We start from the raw sequence: 21,182 nt of genomic DNA on the forward strand, positions 1-21,182 counted from the left end.
GCCCTTCTGCCGCGGTCAGTCGCGCACGGCCAGTTCGCCGAGTTCGGACCAGCCGTCCTGGTCGACCTTCGCGTTGACGATGCGCGGCGTCTCGGCCAGGTACGGAGGCAGTTCCCGCTGCGCGTTCTTGAAGTGGTCCGAGCCGACGTGCGCGGCGCCTGCGTCGTCGTCGCGGAAAGCTTCCACGAGCACGTACTCGTTCGGATCGGCGAGACTGCGCGACCACTCGTACCAGAGGCAGCCTGGTTCGGCGCGGGTCGCTTCGGTGAACGCGCGCGAGATCTCCGGCCAGTTCTCGGCGTGTTCGGGCTTCACCCGGAATTTCGCGGTAATGAAGATCATCGAGGCTCCTTCTGCGGGTCAGGGCACGAGGATCGCCCGGCCGCGGATGCGCCCGGCGGTCAGATCGTCCAGTGCGTCCTGGAATTTCTCGAGCGGATAGCGCACCGTGTGCAGCCGCACCCGGTCCTGCGCGGCGAGCACCATGAGCTCGCACAGGTCGGTATAGGACCCGACGAGGTTGCCGATGAAGTTGATCTCGGCCGAGATGACGTCGATGGTCGGCACGTCGATGTTCTCGCCGTAGCCCACGACGTGGTAGTCGCCCGCACGGCGCAGCATCGCGACGCCGTCGCGGGTCGCGCCGCCCTCACCGACGAAGTCGAGCACGGTCTCCGCGCCCGCGCCGCCGGTGAGGTCCCGCACCGCGGCGACCTGCCCGCCGTCCGCGACGACGCCGTGGTCCGCCCCGATCGATTCGGCCAGCTTCACCGCATCCGGATTCCGGTCCACCACGATCAGTTCGGCCGCGGTGAGCGCCTTGAGCACCTGGATGCCGATGTGCCCCAGTCCGCCCGCGCCGATCACCACGCACCGGTCGCCCGGGCGCAGCCGCCGCGCTGCCTTCGCGGCCGCGTGGTAGGCGGTGAGCCCGGCGTCGGCGAGTGCGGCGACGTCGGCTGGTTCCAGGGCGTCGTCGAGCTTTACGACGCTGCGGGCCGAGGTCTTGAGGTATTCGGCGTATCCGCCCGCGGTGTCGATTCCGGGGAATTGGCTTGCCGCGCAATGCACATCGTCGCCAGCGCGGCAGGCGCGGCACAGGCCGCAGGTGATCAGCGGGTGCACGATCACCTTGTCGCCTTCGGCCACGTTCGTGACCGCGCTCCCGACCGCGTGCACCCAACCCGCGTTCTCGTGGCCGATCGTGTAGGGCAGCGCGACTCCGGACTTCTCCGCCCACTGCCCTTCGAGGATGTGCAGGTCGGTGCGGCAGACCCCGGCCCCGCCGATCCGCACGATCACGTCGTAGGGGCCGGTGATGTCCGGTTCGGGGACGTCGGCGAGCCGGGGATTCTGGTCGTATCCGACGACCTGTACTGCTTTCACGACGCCTCCTTGGCGATTGCGTGCTCGCGCGGCGTCTGGTCGGCCGCGGACTCGGGGTAGCGGGTGCGGAGCAGGCCTCGGCAGAAGTGCGCGTTGCCGTCCATGGAGATGCGGACCGACCGTGCGAACCGCAACCGCAGCGGCACTTCCTCCCTCGGGTACGGCCGTCCGTGGTCGTCGACGAGCACCGGTTGGTCCGGGGCGGTGGCGAGGCCGAGCGCGGCGCGGCGGCGCAGCAGGGCGTGCGTGGCGCGGTCGTCGGGCAGATCCCCGAGCGTGACGTCGTGCAGCGCTTCCTCGGCCAGGTCGCGGTCTGCACGAAGCAGTGCGGTCAGCACTCGCTCCATCGCCGCGGTGTGCGCCTTGCGCTGGAACGTCAGGCGCAACTCTTCGAGGTCTTTCTCCGCCTCGCTGCCGAACGTGCCGCGATAGCCCGCGTCCGCGGCCAGACCCCGGTTGATCAGGTCCGAATCGTGATGGTCGTCCAGCCGCACCTCGACCCGCTCCGCTTCGGGCAGACCGGTCAGCACGTCCTTCGCATCTGATGCCATCAGGTACGCGAAATTGGGCGAACAGAACGAAGTCGGCAGCCGCAGATGCACGGTCACCGTCCCGTCCCGGGCCTCGAGCGAACGCACGAAACCCAGGTCGGTGATCGGTTCGTCGAGTTCGGGGTCGAAGACGGTGTCCAGCGCCGCGCGGGCGCGCTCTTCCAGGGCGGGCATCACGCGACCGACACCGCCTCCGGTGTCGCCTCCGCCGGGTCGTCGGCCACGCGCAGCTCTTCCGGGACCTCGATGTCGTACATCGCCGCCGCGTTGAGCCCGAGGATCTTCTTCTTGACCTCGGTGGTGAGCGCCGGGTACTCCGTCATGTCCTCGGGGATCTGGAAGTCGACGAACTTCTCGACGAGCCACTTCGGCGTCCAGATCGCGTAGTCGCTGGAGAACTGGATCCGGTTTTCGTCGAGCCAGTACAGCAGTTCGCCGATGATCTGCGCGAAGTAGCGCGGCCGCGTGTGGATGAACGGCATCGCGACGGCGAGCCCGGCGTGCACGTTCGGCTCCTGGGTGGCGATCCAGCAGAAGTCCTCCAGCCGCGGCAGGCCGCAGTGCTCGATGACGAAGTTCAGCTCGGTGAAGTCGGTGGCGACCTTGTCCACGTCGGCGACGTCGAACGCGTCGCGGTCCAGCGGCCGGATGGTGGGGCCCTTGTGGATGTGGATGTTGCGGATGCCCAGCTCCTGCGCCGCTTCCAGGTAGCGGTAGCTCCACTTGTCGTCGAGCTTCCAGCCGCGCGAATCGCCGAACCACTCGGCGGTGTAGAGCTTGACGCCTTTCAAGTTGAACCGTTTGGCGTCCTCGCGCAGCTGCTTCAACCCGTCCTCGCCGAAACGCGGGTCCCAGCAGTGGTTGTAGGTGAGCTTGTCCGGATGCTGCTGCGCCAGCGCGAACGCTTCCTCGGTCTGGCCGAAACCGTTGGTGTAGAAGGCGGGCAGCGCCGCGGGCTGGAAGATCGCGTGGTCCACGTAGCCGTCGGCGAACAGGTCTTTCAGGAGCCGGTCGCCGCCCTGGTAGAGGTACTCCTCGTACGGCCACACCTCGGATTCCGGGCTGAGGTTGCGGTGGTAGTCGTAGAAGCAGTCGATGAACTGCTTGCCGTGGATGTTGCGCTGGTTCTCCGGGCGGGCGTCCCAGAGCGCGACGTGTGCGTCCAGGATGTAGTAGCTCTCGCCGTCCTTGGTGTACATGGGTTTCCTCTCCGCGTCGTGACCGCACTGGCACGTCCGGACTCGGACGGTAGGGCGGACGCGGCGGGCGGGGGAGGGCCCCGGTGTCTCACTTTGAGACACCGGACGCGTTCGCGGGTTACGCTCGCGCGGCTAGCCTGGACCAGGACGGACGCAGTGCCGCGTCTCCCGGGAGGTCGATGTGCCGAACAGCTCGCACGAATCCGGCCCGCCCGCCGTGCCGAGCGCGAACGCGCCGCGGCTGCGCGCGTCGTGGCAGCGCAGCGAGCACTACGGGGTGCCCGAGGACGAGGTGAACCCGGTGTTCAGCGGCTCGGTCGACACGGAGTCTCTGCTGTACGAATGCGGCCTCGAGGTGCTGCGGGGTTTGCAGGCGACGCTCGCGAACGAGCCGATCAGCCTGATGCTCACCGACAGCGAGGGCCTGGTCCTCAGCCGGATCTGCGGGGACGCGGGCATCACCAAGTCGCTCGACCGGGTGCATCTGGCGCCCGGCTTCTACTTCGCCGAGAGCAACGCGGGCACCAACGGCCTCGGGCTCGCCCTCGCGGACCGCACGCCGTCGCTGGTGCGCGCGGGGGAGCATTACTGCACCAGCTTGCGCGGTTACACGTGCGCGGCGGTGCCGGTTCTCGATCCGCTGAGCGGCGCGCTCGCAGGAAGCGTCAATCTCACCACGTGGTCGGAACAGTCGTCGGACCTGCTGCTGGCTCTCGCGCAGACGGCGGCCGGGCACACGAGCGCGCTGATGCTCGCCCGCGCTTCGGGGAGGCAGCCGCGCCCGGTGCCGCGCGGCGAGGTGTACCGGATGTACTCCGAACGCCTCGACCCGCCGCGGTTGTCGGCGGCCTGGCAGCATCCGCTGGTCGAGGCGTTCGAGGCGATGCGGCAAGGCCGGACGGTGCTGGTGACCGGCGAATCCGGCGCCGGCAAGACAGCGCTGGCCGCACTCGCGCGCCGGGAACTGCGCACCCGCGAACGGCTGCTCAACGCCCGCCCTCCCGCGCCGGACGAGGTGCGCCAGTGGCTGCGGGTGTGGGAACCCGAACTGGGCAAGGCCGACACGTGCGTCGTCGTGTCCGGAGCGGACACCTTGCCCGCGTGGGCCGCGAGCGAGCTGGCCGCCCGGTTCCTGTCGCTGCGCCAGGACGACGGTGTCGCCCCGTTCGTGCTGACCGCTGCTTCGGACGCGGTTCCAGCCTCCCTGGCGCCCATCGTGGACACGGTGGTCGAAGTTCCCCCGCTGCGGCTCCGGCCGGACGATGTGCTGCCACTGGCGCAGCATTTCGCGCACCGCGCCCGTGGCCGCCCGGCGCAGTTCACGCCTGCGGCTGCGCGGGCGTTGACCGCCTACGACTGGCCGGAGAACGTCAAGCAGCTCCGGCGGGTGATCCAGAAGGCGGCCGCGCGTTCCGGGAACATCGACCTCCAGCACTTGCCAGCGGAGATCTTCGCGAACGCCGGGCACCGGCTGAATCGCATGCAGGCACTGGAGCGGGACGAAATAGTCCGCTGCCTGTCCCAACCCGGTGCGACGGTGGTGCAGGCCGCCGAGCAGCTCGGCATGGGCCGCGCCACGGTCTACCGGAAGCTGGCGCAGTACGGGATCGACGTGCAGCGGTTCCGCTCCTGACCTCGTCGGTCCGGCCTGCTGCGGGGAGGTCCGCTCGCGCGACTCGTTCCCGGGAAACCGTTGCGGGGTCTGAGGTTTTCCGCCCAGCGCGCTCCGGTCACCCGGGAAGCGGCGTGATCGACACCGGCGTGACCAAGACCCGGTCGTGGCCCGCTTCGCGGACCGGGCCGGTGAGTTCGAACGAACCGGTGCAGGGCAGGTCGCCCGCGGACGGCCCGGCCAGGACCTCGATCGTCCCCGGCTCGACGATCCGGCGCAGGTCGAGTCCGGTGAAGCTGGTGCGGTCGGCGTGCAGCGCGAACGTGACCCGGGCGGCGCGGCCTGCCTCGAGCGGCACCCGGGCGAAGCCGGCGAGCTGCCGGACGGGGCGGGTGACCTGGGCGTGCACGTCGTTCAGGTACAGCTGCACGATTTCGTCCGCCGCGCGTTCGCCGGTGTTGCGGACGGTGACCGAAACCGACAGTTCGCCGTCGGTGGGAATCTCGGACGCGCTCAGCCGCAGGTCCGAGTAGGCGAACGTGGTGTAGGACAGGCCATGGCCGAACGGGAACAGCGGGGTCGGGTCGAGGTTGCTGATGCCCTCGCTGTCGCGGCCCAGCGGCGGGGCCAGGTAGGTGCCGGGCGAGCCGCCGGGCACGCGGGGGACCTGCACCGGCAGTTTCCCGGACGGGGCGGTCCGGCCGGACAGGATCCCGGCGACGGCGCCGCCGCCCTCCTCGCCCGGCAGGAACGCCTGGACCGCGGCGGCGGCGCGGCCGGCGTGGCGGCCGAGGGCGTACGGACGGCCGGAGACCACCACGACCACGACCGGGGTGCCGGTCGCCAGGAGCGCGTCGAGGAGTTCGTCCTGGACGCCGGGGAGGCTCAGGTCGGGGGCGTCGCAGCCCTCGCCGGAGGTGCCGAGGCCGAACATGCCCGCCCGGTCGCCGACGACGGCGACGCACACATCGGCGGCTTCCGCGGCGACCGCCGCGGCGGCGATGCCGGAGCGGTCCTCGTCGAGGATGGGGCAGCCTTGGTGCACCGTGATCTCGGCTGCGGGCAGTTCGAGCCGCAGCGCGTCGGCCAGGGACGGAACGCTTACGCCGAGGCCGAATTCGGGGTGCCGCGGCAGGACGTGGTTGGGGTAGGAATAGCAGCCGAGGAAGACCAGCGGGTCGTCGGCGCACGGCCCGACGAGGGCGATTTTCCCGGCGGATTCCCGGGCGGACAGCGGAAGCGTGCCGTCGTTGGCGAGCAGCACGACGGACTTCTCGGCGATTTCCCGGGCCAGGGCCCGGTTGCGCGGCGAATCCAGATCGACCGGCGCGGCCCGCGGAGCCCAGTCCGCGTCGAGCAGGCCCAGTTCGGCCTTCTGCCGCAGGAGGCGGCCCGCGGCCCGGTCGACGAGCGCCTCGGGGACCTCCCCGGAACGGACCAGTTCGGTCAATTCCTTGCTGTAGCACAGGGTGTCCGGCAGTTCGACATCGATCCCGGCGGCCAGCGCGAGCGCGCCCGCCGCACCCGCGGTGGCGGCCACGCGGTGCATGCTCTTGAGGAACGCGATGGCCCAATAGTCGGAGACGACGACCCCGTCGAAACCCCATTCCTCGCGCAGAATCGTGCTGAGCAGCGCTTTGCTGGCCGCGGCGGGCACGCCGTCGAGGTCGGTGTAGGAGTTCATGACCGAGCGGGCCCCGCCCTCGCGCACCGCCATCTCGAACGGCGGCAGGACGACGTCGCGCAGTTCGCGCGGCCCGATCGAAACCGGCGCGTGGTTGCGGGCCGCCCGGGACGCGGAGTAGCCGGCGAAATGCTTCAGCGTCGCGATGATCCCGGCCTTCTCCAGGCCGCGGACATAAGCGGTGCCCATCATGCCGACGAGGTACGGGTCTTCGCCGAGGGTTTCCTCGGTGCGGCCCCAGCGGTAGTCGCGCACGACGTCGAGCACGGGCGAAAGCCCTTGATGCACGCCGACCGCGCGCATGTCCTCCGCGATGGCGGTGGCCATCCGCTCGACGAGACCGGGATCGAAGGTCGCCGCCCAGGCGAGCGCGGTGGGGTAGACCGTGGCGCCGAGGGTGGTGAAGCCGGTGAGGCACTCTTCGTGCACGATCGCCGGGATGCCGAGCCGGGTCCCGGAGACGATTTCGCGCTGCAGCGCGGCGATCCGGGCGACGCCGTCGGCCGCGCTCACCGGCGCCGTGCCGAACGGGCGGGTGAGGTGCCCGATCCCGTCCGCGCGCACCTGGTCGAACGGGACCTCGCCGCGGGCGAAAACGTCCTGCATGGGAGCGACGTTCCCGCTGATCTCCTGATTGCCGGGCCACGCGCTGCCCAGCTGGGCGACCTTCTCCTCGAGCGTCATCCCGGCCAGCAGCGCGTCCGCGCGTTCGGCGGGGGAGAGGGTCCGGTCGTGCCAGCGGCTCATCGTGCTCCTCGGTCGGCTGCGGGGGCGGTCGAATCGCGCACGACGAGATGGGTCGCGAGTTCGACGTGGTGGGAATCGAGCGTCTGCCCGGAAATCAGCTTGAGCAGGGTGCGCAGCGCGACCCGGCCCATGTCGTGCAGCGGCTGCCGGATCACGGTCAGCGGCGGGGTGGCGAGCCCGGCGAGCATGGTGTCGTCGAAGCCGACGACGCTCAGGTCCTGCGGCACCCGCAATCCCCGCTGCCGGGCGGCTTCCAGCACGCCGAGCGCGGTGGCGTCGCTGGCGGCGAACACCGCGGTCGGCGGATTTTCCATGGCCAGCAAGCGGTTTCCGATCTCCAGCCCGGCCGGATGGCCGAAGTCGCCGTGGCGCACCAGTTCCGGGTCGAAGGCGACGCCCGCGTTGTCGAGGGCGGCGCGGTAGCCGTGCAGCCGGGCCTGGCTGCAGGAGGCCCCGACCGGCCCGCCGGCGAACGCGATGCGCCGGTGCCCGAGGCTCAGCAGGTGCTCCGCGGCAGCGATCCCGCCGGACCAGTTCGTCGCGCCGACGCTGGCGACCTCGGTCCGCGGCAGGTTGATCGGGTCGATGACCACCAGCGGCAGCCCGGCGCGTTCGAAGCTTTCGACCTGGGCGAGCGAGAGTTCGGAGGTCACGACGATCAGGCCGGCCCGGCCGTTGCCCTTGAGCCGGTGCGTCCACTGGTCCTCGGGGCTGAGCGGGCCGCCGGGCGCCGCTTCGGGCATCCGGCTCACCACCACGTCGGTGCCGAGTTCGGCGCCCGCGGCGGTCACCCCGCGCAGCACTTCGAGCGCGTACGGGCTGACGAGATCGTCGAACACGACGTCGACGATCCGGGTCGCGGGGGCGTTCCGGCTCCCGCCGCGCGGCACGTATCCGGCCTCCCGCAACGCTTGTTCCACTCTGGCGCGGGTGCGCGCGGCCACGTCGGACCGCCCGTTGAGCACCTTCGAGACGGTCGGCAGCGAGACGCCGGCGGCTTCGGCGACCGCCGCGAGCCTCGCGCCGTTGCGGGACGGCATCGGGCCCCCTCCTTTCGAAATGTTTCGAACCGTGATTGTTGGCTGTGAAAGGGAATTTAGCACTTGACTGGCCCGAATCACTACCCTAGATTTCGGCCAGCCCACGGGAAGTTTTCGAAACTTTTCGAACCTTCGGAGCGGAAGGTGCATCATGAAACTGGGTACTCGCCGGACGGTCCGCGGGACGCGGACGACGCTCGCGGCGACCGGGTTCGCGGCTCTGCTGGCCTTGACCGCGGCGTGCGGCACGAGCGGGCCCACGGCCGCCGCCGGGGGGAAGGCGACGGCATGGGCGCTGACCGGCGGCGACGAGCAGGTGTTCCGCACTTCGTTCGCCAGCGGCGGCGTCGAGGGGCAGTTCTTCGGCAACGACGCGTACAAGCAGAAGATCCGCTCGGCCGTCGGCGCCGACCAGGCGCCCACCCTGGTGTTCAGCTGGGGCAACGGCGGGATGCTGAAATCCTGGGTCGCGGCCGGGAAAATCATGGACCTGACCCCGGAGGTGCGGAAGGATCCCGCGCTGACCGGCCGCTTCCTGCCCTCGGTGGCGAAAACCGGGGTGCTGGACGGAAAGACCTACGCCGTGCCGAACAACAGCATGCAGCCGGTTTTCCTGTTCTACAACAAGGATCTCTTCGCCCGGGTGGGCGCGCAGCCGCCGAAGACCTGGGACGAGCTGATGGCGCTCGTCCCGAAGTTCACCGCGGCCGGGGTCGCCCCGTTCTCCCTCGGCGGGCAAAGCAAATGGCCGCAGCTGATGTGGGAGGAGTACCTGGTCGACCGGATCGGCGGGCCGGGCGTCTTCGCCGCGATCGCCGCGAACAAGCCGGGCGCCTGGTCCGATCCCGCGATCCTGGACGCGAACCGCAAGATCCAGCAGCTCGTCGACGCGGGCGGATTCGCCAAGGGGTTCAATTCGATCAGCACCGACAGCAACGCCGACCTCGCCCTGCTCTACACCGGCAAGGCGGCGATGTACCTGATGGGTTCGTGGGCGTTCCCCACCATCAAGGAAGCCGACCCCGGTTTCGCCGCGGGCAAACTCGGCTGGCTCGGCTTCCCGGTCGTGCCGGGAGGGAAGGGCGATCCGGCCGACATCGTCGGGAACCCGGCGAACTTCTGGTCGGTGTCCGCGCACGCCTCCGACGCGCAGAAACAGGCAGCGGTGAAATACCTGCGCGAGGGCGTCATGAACGACACCTACGTCGACGCGCTGCTCGCCGGGGGCGCGGTGCCGCCGGTGAACGGGATCGAGGCCAAACTGGCCAAGGCCCCTGACCCGGCGTATCTGTCCTATGTGTACGGACTGGCGCGGAACGCGCCGAATTTCCAGCTCTCCTGGGACCAGGCCCTTTCGCCCGGACAGGCCGACGCGCTGCTGAACAACCTGGACCAGCTGTTCCTCAAGCAGATCACGCCCGAGCAGTTCTCGGCGAACATGAACGCGACGGTCGGGAAGTGACAGTGTCCGCTGCCCTCGCGCGAGAGCGGTCCGGCAAGCGGCCGCGGTCCGCCGCGACGCCCGGCCGCGCCGGACCGCATCCGCTGACGGCCGTTCCCGCGCTGGCGTTCTTCTCGATCTTCGCGCTGCTCCCGCTCGGCGGGGTGGCGGCGCTCAGCCTGATGAAGTGGGACGGGATCGCCGACCCCGGCTGGGCCGGGCTGGCCAACTGGACGGCGGCGCTCGGCGATCCGGCCACCTATCACGCACTCTGGCTCAGCGTGCAGGTGATGGCGGCGAGCTGGTTGTTCCAGACGCCGGTCTCGCTTCTGCTCGGCGTGCTGACGGCGGGCCGCGGCCGGTACCGCGCGGTGCTGGGCGTGCTGTATTTCCTTCCGCTGCTGCTGTCCTCGGCCGCGATCGCGATCGCGTTCAAGGCCCTGCTCGACCCGAACTTCGGGATGAGCCGCGCGTTCGGCGCCGCCTGGCTCTCCCAGGACTGGCTCGGCGAACCGACACTGGCTCTGTACGTGGTGATCTTCGTGATCGGCTGGCAGTTCATGCCGTTCCACACGCTGCTCTACCAAGCGGGCGTGCGGCAGATCCCGGCCCAGCTTTACGAAGCCGCGCAGATCGACGGCGCGGGCCCGGTCCGGCAGTTCTTCCACATCACCCTGCCGCAGCTGCGCTACACGATCGTCACCTCCTCGACGCTGATGCTGGTGGGTTCGCTGACCTATTTCGACCTGGTCTTCGTGCTCACCGGCGGCGGCCCGGGCAACGCCACCCGGTTCCTGCCGCTGGACATGTACCTCAACGGTTTCTCCAACAACGACATGGGCCGCGCGAGCACCCTGGCCGTGCTGCTCGTCGTCGCCGGGCTGGCGCTGTCGCTGGGCCTCTCCCGGTTCGCCCGCTTCTCCCGCGGCAGCCAGCAGGACGGTGTGTGATGGCCAGGAGCAGGCCCAACGTGCTCGGCGGGCTCGCCGGATTCGCCTGGCTGTTCGTCGTCCTCGTGCCCGTGTACTACATCGTCGTGACCAGCCTGCGCGGCCAGAGCGGGTTCTTCGGGGCCAACCCGTTGTCGCTGCCCGCCGATCCCACCTTCGAGAACTACCGGCTGGTCCTGGACAACGGCTTCCTGCGCTACCTGCTCAACAGCGCGATCGTCACGGCAGGCACCGTGGTCATCACCGTCGCGGCAGCGCTTCTTGCGGCCTACTACATCGTGCGCGGCCGGACCCGGTTCTCCGCGACCACGTACAAGATTTTCCTGCTGGGGCTGGCGATCCCGCTGCAGGCGACGATCATCCCGATCTATTACCTGATCACGCGCGCGCACCTCTACGACACCCTGCTCGCGATCGTGCTGCCCTCGGTCGCCTTCGCGATTCCGCTCTCGGTGGTCGTCCTGGCCAATTTCCTGCGCGACGTGCCGCACGAGCTGTTCGAATCGATGCGCGTGGACGGCGCCGGGCACGGGCGGATGCTCGTCAGCCTGGTGCTGCCCATGGTCAAACCCGCGATGGTCACCGTCGCGGTGTACGACGGCCTCAACGTGTGGAACGGATTCCTCTTCCCGCTCATCCTCACCCAGAGCGCCGACCAGCGCGTGCTTCCCATGGCGCTGTGGGCCTTCCAAGGCCAGTTCCGGGTCAACATCCCCGCGGTCCTCGCCGCGGTCGTCCTTTCCACCCTGCCGGTCCTCGCGCTGTACATCCTCGGCCGGCGCTACCTCGTCACCGGTCTCACCGCCGGCTTCGGCAAGTAAGCCGGCCCTCGCCCAGCCGGCCGTCCTGCGGGGACGGGCAGTGCGCCGCGCGTCGGCCGGACTTCCCGGCGGGGCCCGCCGTTGCCGAAGCCGGGCAAACGCACTGGGTCGCGACGGCGGTCACCGGCTGTGTTGTGACCGTCGCCGTAGCGGTTCGAGGTTGCGCGAGGAACCAGCGCCGTTATCCTGCGACTAAGCGGCCGCTTAGCGGTGGCTGTCCAGCGGCGGACAAGGAGACGGTGTGGTGGAGTCGTTCAAGGATCGCGTTGCCCTGGTCACCGGGGCCAGCCGGGGGATCGGGCTGGCCATCGCGCAGGGGCTGGTCGAGCGCGGGGCCAAGGTGGTCATCACCGCGCGCAAGCCGGAGCCGCTCGCCGAGGCCGTCGAGCTGCTCGGCGGGCCGGACGTCGCGATCGCGGTGCCCGGCAAGGCCGACGACGCCGCGCATCAGCAGGAGGCGGTCGCCGCCGCGGTCGAGAAGTTCGGCAGTCTCGACATGCTGGTCAACAACACCGGCATCAACCCGGTTTACGGTCCCACGCTGGACGTCGACCCGGCCGCCGCGAGCAAGATCTTCGCGGTGAACGTGGTCGCGCCGCTGTCGTGGATCCGCGCCGCGCGGGACGCGTGGATGGGCGAGTACGGCGGGTCGGTGGTCAATGTCGCCTCGATCGCGGGCATCCGCACCTCGCCGGGCATCGGCATGTACGGCGTCAGCAAGGCCGCGCTGATCCGGCTCACCCAGGAACTCGGCGCGGAACTCGGCCCGAAGATCCGGGTGAACGCGGTGGCTCCGGCGGTGGTCAAGACGCAGTTCGCGACCGCCCTTTACGAGGGGCGCGAGGAAGAGGTCGCGGCGGCGTACCCGATGAAGCGGCTCGGCGTGCCGGAGGACATCGCGGGCGCGGTGGCGTTCCTGCTGTCCGGCGAGGCCGGCTGGATGACCGGGCAGACGGTCGTTCTCGACGGCGGCGTGACGCTCGGCGGCGGTCTGTGAGCGCCGGAGTCGTCATCACCGGCGGTGGTGGCGGGATCGGGGCCGCACTGGCGCGGCGGTTCGCGGCGGACGGGGCTCGCATCGTGGTCGCGGACCTCGCCGGGGATCGTGCGGCCGAGGTCGCGGCGGAGGTGGGCGGCACGTCGTTCGCGGGTGACGTCGCAAGCGAATCCGGGGTGGCCGACCTGATCACTGCGGCCCGCGCAACGCTCGGTGAGATCGACGTTTTCTGCGCCAACGCCGGGGTCGCGCCGTTCGGCGACGCCCACGCGGACGAAGACGCGTGGTCGCTGGCCTGGGACGTCAACGTGATGGCGCACGTCCGGGCGGCCCGGTTGCTGCTGCCCGCGTGGCTGGAGCGCGGCGAGGGCCGGTTCGTCGCGACGGTGTCCGCGGCGGGCGTGCTCACCAGCCTCGGCTCGGCACCGTATTCGGTGACCAAGCACGGCGCGCTGGCGTTCGCGGAATGGCTTTCGGCCACTTATCGCCACCGCGGCATCGCCGTGCAGGCGATCTGCCCGCAGGGCGTGCGCACCGCGATGCTCGAGGAGACCGGAGAACGCGGCAAACTGCTGATGGGCGCCAGCGCGATCGACCCGCCGCAGGTGGCCGACGCGTTGTTCGCCGCGATGGCCGAGAACCGGTTCCTGGTGCTGCCGCACGCCGAGGTCGCGGACTTCTATGCCTTGCGCGCCACCGAAACCGACCGCTGGCTCGGCGGGATGAACAAGCTGCAGCGGAAAATGGAGGAACTGCCCGGCGACGCGTGACCCGATATTCTCCCCGGGGCGGCACGGGGCCGCAGGGGAGAACAGGGAGCCGGAATGACCGCACCCGCGCGGGCTGACGTGTCGCGCATCGCTACTGCCAGTTCCATCGGCACCGCCATCGAGTTCTACGATTTCTACATTTACGGGACCGCGGCGGCGCTGGTGTTCGGGAAGGTCTTCTTCCCGACGTTTTCCTCGACCGCCGGGGTGCTGGCCTCGCTCGGCGCCTTCGCGGTCGGGTTCGTCGCGCGCCCGGTCGGCGCGATCCTTTTCGGACACTGGGGCGACCGGATCGGCCGCAAGTCCATGCTGGTCACGTCCTTGCTGGTGATGGGACTGTCCACAGTGGCCGTCGGGCTGGTGCCGGACTACGGCACGCTCGGCATCTGGTCGCCGGTCCTGCTGGTAGTGCTGCGCTTCGTGCAGGGCATCGGCCTCGGCGGCGAATGGGGCGGCGCGGTGCTGATGTCGACCGAGTACGCGCCGCCGGGCAAACGCGGCCTGTACTCGGCTTTCCCGCAACTCGGCCCGGCCGTCGGGTTCGTGCTGGGCAACCTGCTGTTCCTGGTGCTGGACGCGGCGCTCCCGCCCGCCGAGTTCCTGTCCTGGGGCTGGCGGCTGCCGTTCCTGTTCTCCGCGGCGCTGCTGGCGGTCGGGTTCTACATCCGGATCACAATCGCCGAGACGCCGGTTTTCCAGGCCGCTTTGGACAAGGCCGAACAGGCGAAAGTCCCGCTGTTCGAACTCTTGCGAAAGCAACCGCGGGTCTTGGTGCTGTCGACGTTGTCGTTCGTGCTCGCGCACGCGCTTTTCTATACCGTCACGACATTCTGTCTTTCGATGGCGACGACCACGCTCGGCATCCCGCGCACGACTGTGCTGATCAGCCTGCTCATCGCGGCCACCGCGATGGGCGTGGCGACGCTGGTGTTCGCGATGAAGTCCGACCAATGGGGCCGCCGACGGCTGAGCGCGGCTGCGGCGGTTTCCGTTGTGGTGTGGGCCTTTCCGCTGTTCGCCTTGCTGCAAACCGGCAATCCGGTGCTGCTGACGATCGGGTTCGCCGGCGGCCTGGCGTGTTTCGCGATGCTGTACGGGCCGATGGGCGCGTTCCTGCCGGAGCTGTTCCGCGTGCGGTACCGGTATTCCGGCGCTTCGATCGCGTACAGCGCCGCCGGGGTGATCGGCGGCGGGATCGTGCCGCTGATCTCCACCGACCTGTGGGCGTCGACCGGTTCGACGGTGCCGGTTTCCCTGGTGCTGGTCGTGCTCGGGGTGCTCAGCTTCCTGTGCGTGCTCGCCTTGCCGGAGACCCGCGACCACGACTTCTCCGACGGACTCGGCGCGGGCCGCCCCTGACTTTCGGCCCCACCCGGCCGGGGGAAACCGGCCGGGAGCGTTGTTTCCGGCCTTCTGCGCCGTTCGGGCTGCGGCTCTTGACACGCCGATTTGGTCTAGTCCAGTGTGTGACGGCACCCTTCCGGGTGCACTCCTCCCGGGTTGATCCCGCCGCCTCAAACCGGAGGTGTTCCGTGGTGCTCGTGGGAGGAACACGATGAAATCAGTGCGTCGGCTGGCCGCGCTCGCGGCGGCGGCAGGGGCGGCTCTCGCGACGGCGGCCGGGGTGGCCACGGCCGCGCCCGCGTCCGCTCCGCAGCTCGCGGCGGCTCCGGACCCGGTGCTCGCTTCGCCGTACCTGTACCAGTGGGCGGGGCAGACCAGTGCGTCGGCGGCGATGTCCGCGACCGGGATCAAGACGTTCACCCTCGCGTTCATGCTGTCGGACGGCTCGTGCAATCCGAAATGGGACGGCGACCGTGCGCTGACCGGTTCGGACAAGACCCTGATCAAGAGCATCCGCGACGCGGGCGGCGACGTCATCCCGTCCTTCGGCGGCTGGTCCGGCACGAAACTCGGCGCGAAGTGCTCCTCGGCCACGGCGTTGGCGGGGGCGTACCAGAAGGTGATCGACGCGTACGGCCTGAAGGCGATCGACCTCGACATCGAGAACACCGACGAGTTCGAGAACGCGACGGTGCAGGACCGGATCCTGAACGCGGTCAAGATCACCAAGCAGAAGAACCCCGGCGTGCGCGTCGTGATCACGATCGGCACCGAAACGTCCGGCCCGAACGACTGGGGCAAGCGGCTGATCAAGCAGGCGAAGGCGATCGGCGCGCCGGTGGACGTGTGGTCGGTGATGCCGTTCGACTTCTCCAGCGGCGGCGACATGGCAGGCAAGACAAAGTCCGCGGTGGACGGCCTGGCAGCCCAGTTGAAGTCGACGTTCGGCTGGGACAGCGCCACGGCGTACCGGCACGCGGGCCTGTCGTCGATGAACGGCAAGACGGACAACGCGGGCGAGGTCGTGTCGGTGTCGGACTTCACCGCCATCCGCGACTACGCGGCCAGCCATCACCTGGGCCGGTTCACTTTCTGGGCCGCCAACCGGGACTGCTCGGGCGGCGGGGAGTGCAGCGGAATCTCGCAGCCGAAGTACGCGTTCACGAAGATCGTGGCCGGGTACCACGGCTGATCCTGGTTCCGGTCTGAGCCGGTCGGGCTGATGGGACTGGGCCGATCCTGCGGGCCGGATCGGGCGAACCTGTCCGGACCGGCCAGGCCCTGGAGCCCGCGCTTGATCTTGGCGACGAGGCCGCCGTTTCCGAGGGGTGCGGCCTCGTCGCCGCCGTCGCGATCAAGCTGTCCGTGCGGGGCCCCTGAGGGAATCGGATTCCCCTCAGGGGCCCTTCGCGCGGCGGGGGTGCGACCGCGGCGGGCGGCCGACCCGTCAACCGCCCAGAACCCGCCGGACGAACTCCGTCTTCCCCGCCGTGTACTCCTCCCGGTCCGTCACCTCCCCAGCCAGCCGCCGCTTCACCTCGGCATATTCCTCGGCCAACCCGGGATCCGCCCGCAGCGCGTCCCGGAATCGGAGCTGTGCCTGCCACCTGGGATGTCCTTCCGGCAGCAAATGCAGATGCGCCACCCGACGCCGCCCCTCCGCGTCAGGCAGCACGAAAAACCGCCGCCAAGGCGCCGCGACATCCAACTCCGGCGGCACGAAACACCACCCGCCCGCGGAAAGCACCGGAACCACCGCCGAGACCGTCTCCGGGGACAGGTCTCGCATCGAGGCCATCACGTCGAGCACCGGTTTGGCCGCCAAGCCGGGCACCGCCGTCGAGCCGACGTGTTCTACCTCCCCGCGGGCGAGCCACGGCGCGAGCCGCCGCGCGAGCTCCGCGCGCAATGCGGAGCCCCGCGACGCCCACGTCGGATCCGGGGGATGGATTGCCGGCCGTTCATCGGCCCAAGCCGGGGTCTCGGACATGCGAGCACGGTAACCCCGTCCACCGACAAAAAACCGTCAGGCGGGCAGATCCACCAGGTCAGCCAGCCGGGCCCGATGCCGTCCGGGCGTGCCGAAAGCGATCTGGTCGCTCTTGGCCCGCTTGAGGTAAAGATGCGCCGGATGTTCCCAGGTCATCCCGATCCCGCCGTGCAGCTGAATCGCTTCCTCCGCCGCGTGCACCGCGATCGGCGACACCCGGGCCTGCGCGACGGACACCGCGATCGGCACGTCGTTCCCCGTCGCCAGCGCATCCGCCGCGTACCGGGCCGCGGCCCGTGCGTTGACCAGTTCCGTGTACAGATTCGCCAACCGGTGCTTCAGCGACTGAAAACCCCCGACCGGACGGCCGAACTGATACCGCCCCTTCAGGTAGGTGACAGTCTCGGTCAACGCCCACTCGGTGATCCCGGTCTGCTCCGAAGCCAGCAACCCAGCCGCAGTGGTCAAGGCGCTGTCCAAGGCATCGGCGGCAGCTGCACCGGTGCAAATCGCCTGCGCGGCAGCAGAATGCAGCGTCACATCGGCGACCCGCCGCGTCAGGTCAAGCGACACGGCCTCGGTCACGGTCGCCGCGGAAGCGTCGACGGCGTAAAGGCCAGGGCCGTCAGGGCCAACAGCCGGAACGACCAGCAGATCGGCGGCCGAGGCATCGACCACTGTGGACACTCGCCCGGTCAGGGTTCCGTCGAGAAACTCGACAGTCGAAGGAAAAGCAGCGCCCGGAGCGGTCGACAAAGGCACCGCCAAAGCGCCGATCGCCGAGCCGGAAGCGAGCTGGGGAAGCAGATCCGAGCCGGCAGCCAGCAAAGCCGCGGTAGCGAGCACCGCACTGCCCAAGTAAGGCACCGGCGCGACGCTCCGGCCCAGTTCCTCCATGACGACCGCGACCTCGCGCGGCGAAGCCCCGTGCCCGCCAAGGGATTCCGGCACCATGAGGCCCGCCGCGCCGAGGTCGGCGGCCAAGGTCTTCCACAGGGAAAGGTCGTACGGCGTGTCCGTTTCGACCCGCGCCAGCAGCGCCGTCGGCCCGGCCCGGTCGGTCAGCAGCGCCCGCACCGAGGACCGCAGATCCTCTTCCACGTCCGAGTACAGCAGGTCCGGCGTGCTCATCGCGGCAGGTCCTTCCAGGCGACGTCCTTGTCCACCCGCGGCTCGGACGGCAGCCCCAGCACGCGTTCGGAGATGATGTTCCGCAGCACCTCCGAGGTGCCGCCCTCGATCGAGTTCCCCTTGGCGCGCAAGTACCGGTACCCGGCGTCGCGGCCGAAGAAGTCGACCTGTTCCGGACGGCGCATCGTCCAGTCCTCGTAACGCAGGCCCTCTTCCCCGAGCAGTTCCAGCTCCAGGCCGGACAGCTGCTGGTTCAGCTCGGCGAACGCCACCTTCATCGCCGAACCCTCCGGACCGGGCGCGCCGACCGCGAGCTGCTGCCGCTGCCGTTCTCCGGCCAGCCGCAGCGATTCGGCCTCGACCCAGTGCTGCACGAGCCGGTCGCGCAGTTCCGGCGTGCGCAGCTCCGGACGGTCCCGCCACGTCTTCGCGACCAGCCCGATCATGCCGCCCTCGCGCGGCATCGCGGTGCCGCCGATCGCGACGCGCTCGTTCATCAGCGTGGTCTGCGCGACCTTCCAGCCCTCGCCGACCGCGCCGATCCGCTGTGAGTCCGGGATCCGCACCTCAGTGAGGAAGACCTCGTTGAACTCCGCCTCGCCGGTGATCTGCCGCAGCGGCCGGACCTCGACGCCGGGTGCGGTCATGTCGCACAGGAAGTACGTCATGCCCTGGTGTTTCGGCACGTCCGGGTCGGTGCGGGTGACGAGGATGGCCCACTGCGCGAGGTGCGCGCTGGACGTCCACACCTTCTGTCCGGTCACGACCCAGGCGTCGCCGTCGCGGACCGCGCGGGTGGCCAGCGCGGCGAGGTCGGAGCCGGCGCCGGGTTCGCTGAACAGCTGGCACCACACCTCCTCGCCGGTCCACAGCGGACGGAGGTAGCGCTTCTTCTGCTCCTCGGTGCCGAACGCGAGGATCGTCGGCGCGGCCATGCCGAGTCCGATCAGGATCCGGCGCGGGTTGTTGTCCGGTGCGCCCGCGGCGGCGAAAGCGGCCTCGACCTCGCCCTGCAGCGCACGCGGAGCGCCTTGTCCGCCCAGGCCTTCAGGGAAGTGCACCCAGGCGAGCCCGGCGTCGAAGCGAGCCCGCAGGAAGTCCACTGCGGACATCTTGGAAGGATCATGCGCGGAAAGGAAAGCGGCGACCTGCGCCCGCAGCTCCTCGGCGGTCACTTGCCCGCCTCCGTCCGGTACTTCTTCAGCTCGCGCCGTGCCAGCGACCGCTTGTGCACCTCGTCCGGGCCGTCGGCGAGCCGCAGCGTGCGCACCCCGGCCCAGATCTCCGCCAGCGGGAAGTCCTGCGAAACGCCGCCCGCGCCGTGCGCCTGGATCGCCTTGTCCAGGATCCATTCGACGGCCAGCGGGGTGGAGATCTTGATCGCCTGGATCTCGGTGTGCGCGCCCTGGTTGCCGACGGTGTCCATCAGCCACGCGGTCTTCAGCACCAGCAGCCGCTGCTGTTCGATCCGCACCCGCGCCTCGGCGATCCAGTCCTGCACCACGCCGGAATCGGCGATCGGACGCCCGAACGTCTCGCGCGACAGCGTGCGGCGGCACATCGCCTCCAGCGCGCGCTCCGCCATGCCGATCGCGCGCATGCAGTGGTGGATGCGGCCGGGTCCGAGGCGGGCCTGCGCGATGGCGAACCCGGACCCCTCGTCGGCGATGAGGTTTTCCGCGGGCACCCGCACGTTCTCGAACAGCACCTCGGCGTGCCCGCCGTGGTCGCCGTCGGTGTAGCCGAACACCTGCATGCCGCGCACGACGGTCAGCCCCGGGGTGTCGCGCGGGACCAGGATCATGCTCTGCTGCTTGTGCGCGGGCGCGTCCGGATCGGTCTTGCCCATGACGATGAAGATCTGGCAGTTCGGGTTCATCGCGCCGGTGATGTACCACTTGCGCCCGTTGATGACGTACTCGTCGCCCTCGCGCCGGATGCTCGTCGCGATGTTGCGCGCGTCCGAAGAGGCCACCTCGGGTTCGGTCATCGCGAACGCGGAGCGGATCTCCCCGGCCAGCAACGGTTCCAGCCACTGCTTCTTCTGCTGCTCGCTGCCGAACATGGTCAGCACTTCCATGTTCCCGGTGTCCGGCGCGGCGCAGTTCACCGCGGCGGGCGCGAGATGCGGGCTGCGGCCGGTGATCTCGGCCAGCGGCGCGTACTGGAGGTTGGTCAGCCCCGCGCCGTGGTCGCCGGGCAGGAAGAAGTTCCACAGACCGCGCTTGCGCGCCTCCGCCTTCAGCTCGTCGACGATCGGAGGCGGCGACCACGGATCGGTGCGCTTTGCCAGCTGCTCGTGGAAGACCGCCTCGGCGGGGTAGACGTGCGAATCCATGAATTCGAGCAGCTGCCCGCGCAGTTCCTCGGTACGGGCGTCGAACGCGAAGTCCATCAGTTCTCCTTGGTGAGCGTCTTGCTGCCCTGCTCGATCAGGGGGGCGACGGCGGCGCCGATCTGGTCGAAGCCCTCGCCGACGGTTTTGCCTTGCTGGAAACGGAAGTAGATGCCTTCGAGGATCACCGCGAGCTTGAAGAAAGCGAAGCTCACGTACCAGTTCAGCGCGGACAGATCGCGGCCGGACCGCTGCGCGTAGCGGGCGATCGTCTCGTCAGTGTCCGGATAGCCGGGCGCGCTGCTGGCGTTGGACACCATCGGCAGCGAAAGCTGGTCCCGCTGCGCGTAGGTGATCATCAGGCCGAGGTCGGTGAGCGGGTCGCCGAGCGTGGACATCTCCCAGTCCAGCACCGCGGTGATCTTGTCGTCGCCGTCGACGAGCACGTTGTCCAGCCGGTAGTCGCCGTGCACGATGGCGGGCGGGCCGGACACCGGGATCGCGGCGGCGAGCTGGTCGTGCAACCGGTCCGCGCCGGGCAGGTCGCGGCTGCGCGAACCGTCGAGCTGCTTCTTCCACCGGCGCAGCTGGCGTTCCAGAAACCCTTCCGGACGGCCGAAATCGCCGAGCCCGACCGCTTCCGGATCGACCGCGTGCAGGTCGACGAGCGTGTCCACCAGCGAATCGGCGATCGCCCGCGTCCGCTGCGGGCCGAGCTGCTCCAGCTCCTCGGCGGTGCGGTACGGCGTGCCCTCGACGAACTGCATCACGTAGAACTGCGCGCCGAGCACGTCCGCGTCCTCGCACAGCAGAACGGTTTCCGGCACCGGAACCGGAGTTCCGGCCAGGCCGCTCATCACGCGGAACTCGCGGCGCATGTCGTGCGCGGTCGGCAGAACGTGGCCGAGCGGCGGACGGCGCACGACCCAGCGCTGCGTGCCGTCGGAGACGAGATAGGTGAGGTTGGACCGCCCGCCCTGCACCACGTCCGCGGCGAGGGCTCCGGAGACGAGCCCGGGCCGCTCGCGGTCGAGATGGGCGCGCAGCCTCGCCAGATCGAGGCCGGGCGGGTCGGTTTCGGTCATCGGAAGGACTCCAGTTCGTGCGAGGTCGGCGGTCGCCCCAATGCCGCATTGGGTGCGTGAGACGCACCGAATGCCACATTGGGTGCGTCAGATGCACCC

General features: G+C 69.9%; 19 protein-coding genes. 8 read left to right on the forward strand and 11 right to left on the reverse strand.

Annotation, left to right across the window (positions count from 1 at the left end; all coding sequences use genetic code 11):
- Positions 1–15: 15 nt before the first annotated feature.
- From L3Q65_RS04940 to L3Q65_RS04955, 4 genes are read right to left on the reverse strand one after another with little or no spacing between them, the layout of a single operon-like run.
- Complete coding sequence (locus L3Q65_RS04940) at positions 16–342, reverse strand: putative quinol monooxygenase (protein ID WP_237598889.1); 327 nt, start codon at positions 340–342, stop codon at positions 16–18.
- Positions 343–360: 18 nt separating this feature from the next.
- Positions 361–1,386: an NAD(P)-dependent alcohol dehydrogenase gene (locus L3Q65_RS04945; RefSeq protein WP_182896585.1), complete on the reverse strand. Its 1,026-nt coding sequence runs from the start codon at positions 1,384–1,386 to the stop codon at positions 361–363.
- Positions 1,383–2,111, reverse strand: a complete 729-nt coding sequence (locus tag L3Q65_RS04950; protein WP_182896584.1) for a metal-sulfur cluster assembly factor — start codon at positions 2,109–2,111, stop codon at positions 1,383–1,385. The genes L3Q65_RS04945 and L3Q65_RS04950 overlap by 4 nt, the downstream gene beginning before the upstream one ends.
- Positions 2,111–3,136, reverse strand: a complete 1,026-nt coding sequence (locus L3Q65_RS04955; RefSeq protein ID WP_182896583.1) for an amidohydrolase family protein — start codon at positions 3,134–3,136, stop codon at positions 2,111–2,113. Before L3Q65_RS04955 ends, L3Q65_RS04950 begins: the two co-directional genes overlap by 1 nt.
- A gap of 181 nt (positions 3,137–3,317) precedes the next feature.
- On the opposite strand from L3Q65_RS04955, the gene L3Q65_RS04960 reads away from it, so the two are divergent.
- Positions 3,318–4,769: a helix-turn-helix domain-containing protein gene (locus L3Q65_RS04960; RefSeq protein ID WP_237598890.1), complete on the forward strand. Its 1,452-nt coding sequence runs from the start codon at positions 3,318–3,320 to the stop codon at positions 4,767–4,769.
- A 97-nt stretch (positions 4,770–4,866) separates the two neighbouring features.
- Here L3Q65_RS04960 and L3Q65_RS04965 read toward each other — a convergent pair whose 3' ends face one another.
- Positions 4,867–7,179: a beta-glucosidase gene (locus L3Q65_RS04965; RefSeq protein ID WP_237598891.1), complete on the reverse strand. Its 2,313-nt coding sequence runs from the start codon at positions 7,177–7,179 to the stop codon at positions 4,867–4,869.
- Complete coding sequence (locus L3Q65_RS04970; RefSeq protein ID WP_182896581.1) at positions 7,176–8,219, reverse strand: LacI family DNA-binding transcriptional regulator; 1,044 nt, start codon at positions 8,217–8,219, stop codon at positions 7,176–7,178. The genes L3Q65_RS04965 and L3Q65_RS04970 overlap by 4 nt, the downstream gene beginning before the upstream one ends.
- A gap of 151 nt (positions 8,220–8,370) precedes the next feature.
- Here L3Q65_RS04970 and L3Q65_RS04975 point away from each other — a divergent pair, with 151 nt between their 5' ends.
- The 7 genes from L3Q65_RS04975 to L3Q65_RS05005 all read left to right on the forward strand — a co-directional run bounded on the left by L3Q65_RS04975 (position 8,371) and on the right by L3Q65_RS05005 (position 15,734).
- Positions 8,371–9,681 carry an extracellular solute-binding protein gene (locus L3Q65_RS04975; protein ID WP_182896580.1) on the forward strand — a complete coding sequence of 437 codons (1,311 nt, stop codon included), beginning with the start codon at positions 8,371–8,373 and terminating at the stop codon, positions 9,679–9,681.
- The gene (locus L3Q65_RS04980) at positions 9,678–10,610 is read left to right on the forward strand and encodes a carbohydrate ABC transporter permease (RefSeq protein WP_370648172.1); all 933 of its coding nucleotides are present in this window, start codon (positions 9,678–9,680) and stop codon (positions 10,608–10,610) included. Before L3Q65_RS04975 ends, L3Q65_RS04980 begins: the two co-directional genes overlap by 4 nt.
- Positions 10,610–11,431: a carbohydrate ABC transporter permease gene (locus L3Q65_RS04985; protein ID WP_182896579.1), complete on the forward strand. Its 822-nt coding sequence runs from the start codon at positions 10,610–10,612 to the stop codon at positions 11,429–11,431. The genes L3Q65_RS04980 and L3Q65_RS04985 overlap by 1 nt, the downstream gene beginning before the upstream one ends.
- A gap of 244 nt (positions 11,432–11,675) precedes the next feature.
- Positions 11,676–12,428, forward strand: coding sequence for an SDR family oxidoreductase (locus tag L3Q65_RS04990; protein WP_237598892.1), 753 nt, complete (start codon positions 11,676–11,678; stop codon positions 12,426–12,428).
- A complete protein-coding gene (locus tag L3Q65_RS04995) occupies positions 12,425–13,198 on the forward strand; it encodes an SDR family oxidoreductase (protein ID WP_237598893.1) in 774 nt (257 codons plus the stop codon). Before L3Q65_RS04990 ends, L3Q65_RS04995 begins: the two co-directional genes overlap by 4 nt.
- Before the next feature lie 54 nt (positions 13,199–13,252).
- Entirely contained in the window at positions 13,253–14,557 is a 1,305-nt protein-coding gene (locus L3Q65_RS05000; RefSeq protein WP_182896576.1) for an MFS transporter, read from the forward strand.
- A 196-nt stretch (positions 14,558–14,753) separates the two neighbouring features.
- Positions 14,754–15,734, forward strand: a complete 981-nt coding sequence (locus tag L3Q65_RS05005; protein WP_182896575.1) for a chitinase — start codon at positions 14,754–14,756, stop codon at positions 15,732–15,734.
- A gap of 255 nt (positions 15,735–15,989) precedes the next feature.
- Here L3Q65_RS05005 and L3Q65_RS05010 read toward each other — a convergent pair whose 3' ends face one another.
- Genes L3Q65_RS05010 through L3Q65_RS05030 form a run of 5 tightly spaced genes read right to left on the reverse strand, consistent with a single transcriptional unit; the run spans position 15,990 to position 21,083 of the window.
- Positions 15,990–16,532: a GrpB family protein gene (locus L3Q65_RS05010; RefSeq protein ID WP_182896574.1), complete on the reverse strand. Its 543-nt coding sequence runs from the start codon at positions 16,530–16,532 to the stop codon at positions 15,990–15,992.
- Between the two features lie 36 nt (positions 16,533–16,568).
- Complete coding sequence (locus L3Q65_RS05015; protein ID WP_182896573.1) at positions 16,569–17,663, reverse strand: acyl-CoA dehydrogenase family protein; 1,095 nt, start codon at positions 17,661–17,663, stop codon at positions 16,569–16,571.
- Positions 17,660–18,838: an acyl-CoA dehydrogenase family protein gene (locus tag L3Q65_RS05020; RefSeq protein ID WP_237598894.1), complete on the reverse strand. Its 1,179-nt coding sequence runs from the start codon at positions 18,836–18,838 to the stop codon at positions 17,660–17,662. Before L3Q65_RS05020 ends, L3Q65_RS05015 begins: the two co-directional genes overlap by 4 nt.
- Positions 18,835–20,058, reverse strand: coding sequence for an acyl-CoA dehydrogenase family protein (locus tag L3Q65_RS05025; protein WP_182896571.1), 1,224 nt, complete (start codon positions 20,056–20,058; stop codon positions 18,835–18,837). The genes L3Q65_RS05020 and L3Q65_RS05025 overlap by 4 nt, the downstream gene beginning before the upstream one ends.
- The gene (locus L3Q65_RS05030; RefSeq protein ID WP_237598895.1) at positions 20,058–21,083 is read right to left on the reverse strand and encodes a phosphotransferase family protein; all 1,026 of its coding nucleotides are present in this window, start codon (positions 21,081–21,083) and stop codon (positions 20,058–20,060) included. Before L3Q65_RS05030 ends, L3Q65_RS05025 begins: the two co-directional genes overlap by 1 nt.
- Between the last annotated feature and the right edge of the window lie 99 nt (positions 21,084–21,182).

It is taken from the genome of Amycolatopsis sp. FU40 (genome assembly GCF_021903635.1).
Taxonomy (GTDB): Bacteria; Actinomycetota; Actinomycetes; order Mycobacteriales; family Pseudonocardiaceae; genus Amycolatopsis; species Amycolatopsis dendrobii.

Bases quoted from the DNA above. Each gene is read 5' to 3' on its own strand.
- L3Q65_RS04940 (WP_237598889.1), bottom strand. From the start codon at position 342: ATGATCTTCATTACCGCGAAATTCCGGGTGAAGCCCGAACACGCCGAG.
- L3Q65_RS04950 (WP_182896584.1), bottom strand. From the start codon at position 2,111: ATGCCCGCCCTGGAAGAGCGCGCCCGCGCGGCGCTGGACACCGTCTTC.
- L3Q65_RS04955 (WP_182896583.1), bottom strand. From the start codon at position 3,136: ATGTACACCAAGGACGGCGAGAGCTACTACATCCTGGACGCACACGTC.
- L3Q65_RS04965 (WP_237598891.1), bottom strand. From the start codon at position 7,179: ATGAGCCGCTGGCACGACCGGACCCTCTCCCCCGCCGAACGCGCGGAC.
- L3Q65_RS04970 (WP_182896581.1), bottom strand. From the start codon at position 8,219: ATGCCGTCCCGCAACGGCGCGAGGCTCGCGGCGGTCGCCGAAGCCGCC.
- L3Q65_RS04975 (WP_182896580.1), top strand. From the start codon at position 8,371: ATGAAACTGGGTACTCGCCGGACGGTCCGCGGGACGCGGACGACGCTC.
- L3Q65_RS04985 (WP_182896579.1), top strand. From the start codon at position 10,610: ATGGCCAGGAGCAGGCCCAACGTGCTCGGCGGGCTCGCCGGATTCGCC.
- L3Q65_RS05000 (WP_182896576.1), top strand. From the start codon at position 13,253: ATGACCGCACCCGCGCGGGCTGACGTGTCGCGCATCGCTACTGCCAGT.
- L3Q65_RS05005 (WP_182896575.1), top strand. From the start codon at position 14,754: ATGAAATCAGTGCGTCGGCTGGCCGCGCTCGCGGCGGCGGCAGGGGCG.
- L3Q65_RS05010 (WP_182896574.1), bottom strand. From the start codon at position 16,532: ATGTCCGAGACCCCGGCTTGGGCCGATGAACGGCCGGCAATCCATCCC.
- L3Q65_RS05015 (WP_182896573.1), bottom strand. From the start codon at position 17,663: ATGAGCACGCCGGACCTGCTGTACTCGGACGTGGAAGAGGATCTGCGG.
- L3Q65_RS05025 (WP_182896571.1), bottom strand. From the start codon at position 20,058: ATGGACTTCGCGTTCGACGCCCGTACCGAGGAACTGCGCGGGCAGCTG.
- L3Q65_RS05030 (WP_237598895.1), bottom strand. From the start codon at position 21,083: ATGACCGAAACCGACCCGCCCGGCCTCGATCTGGCGAGGCTGCGCGCC.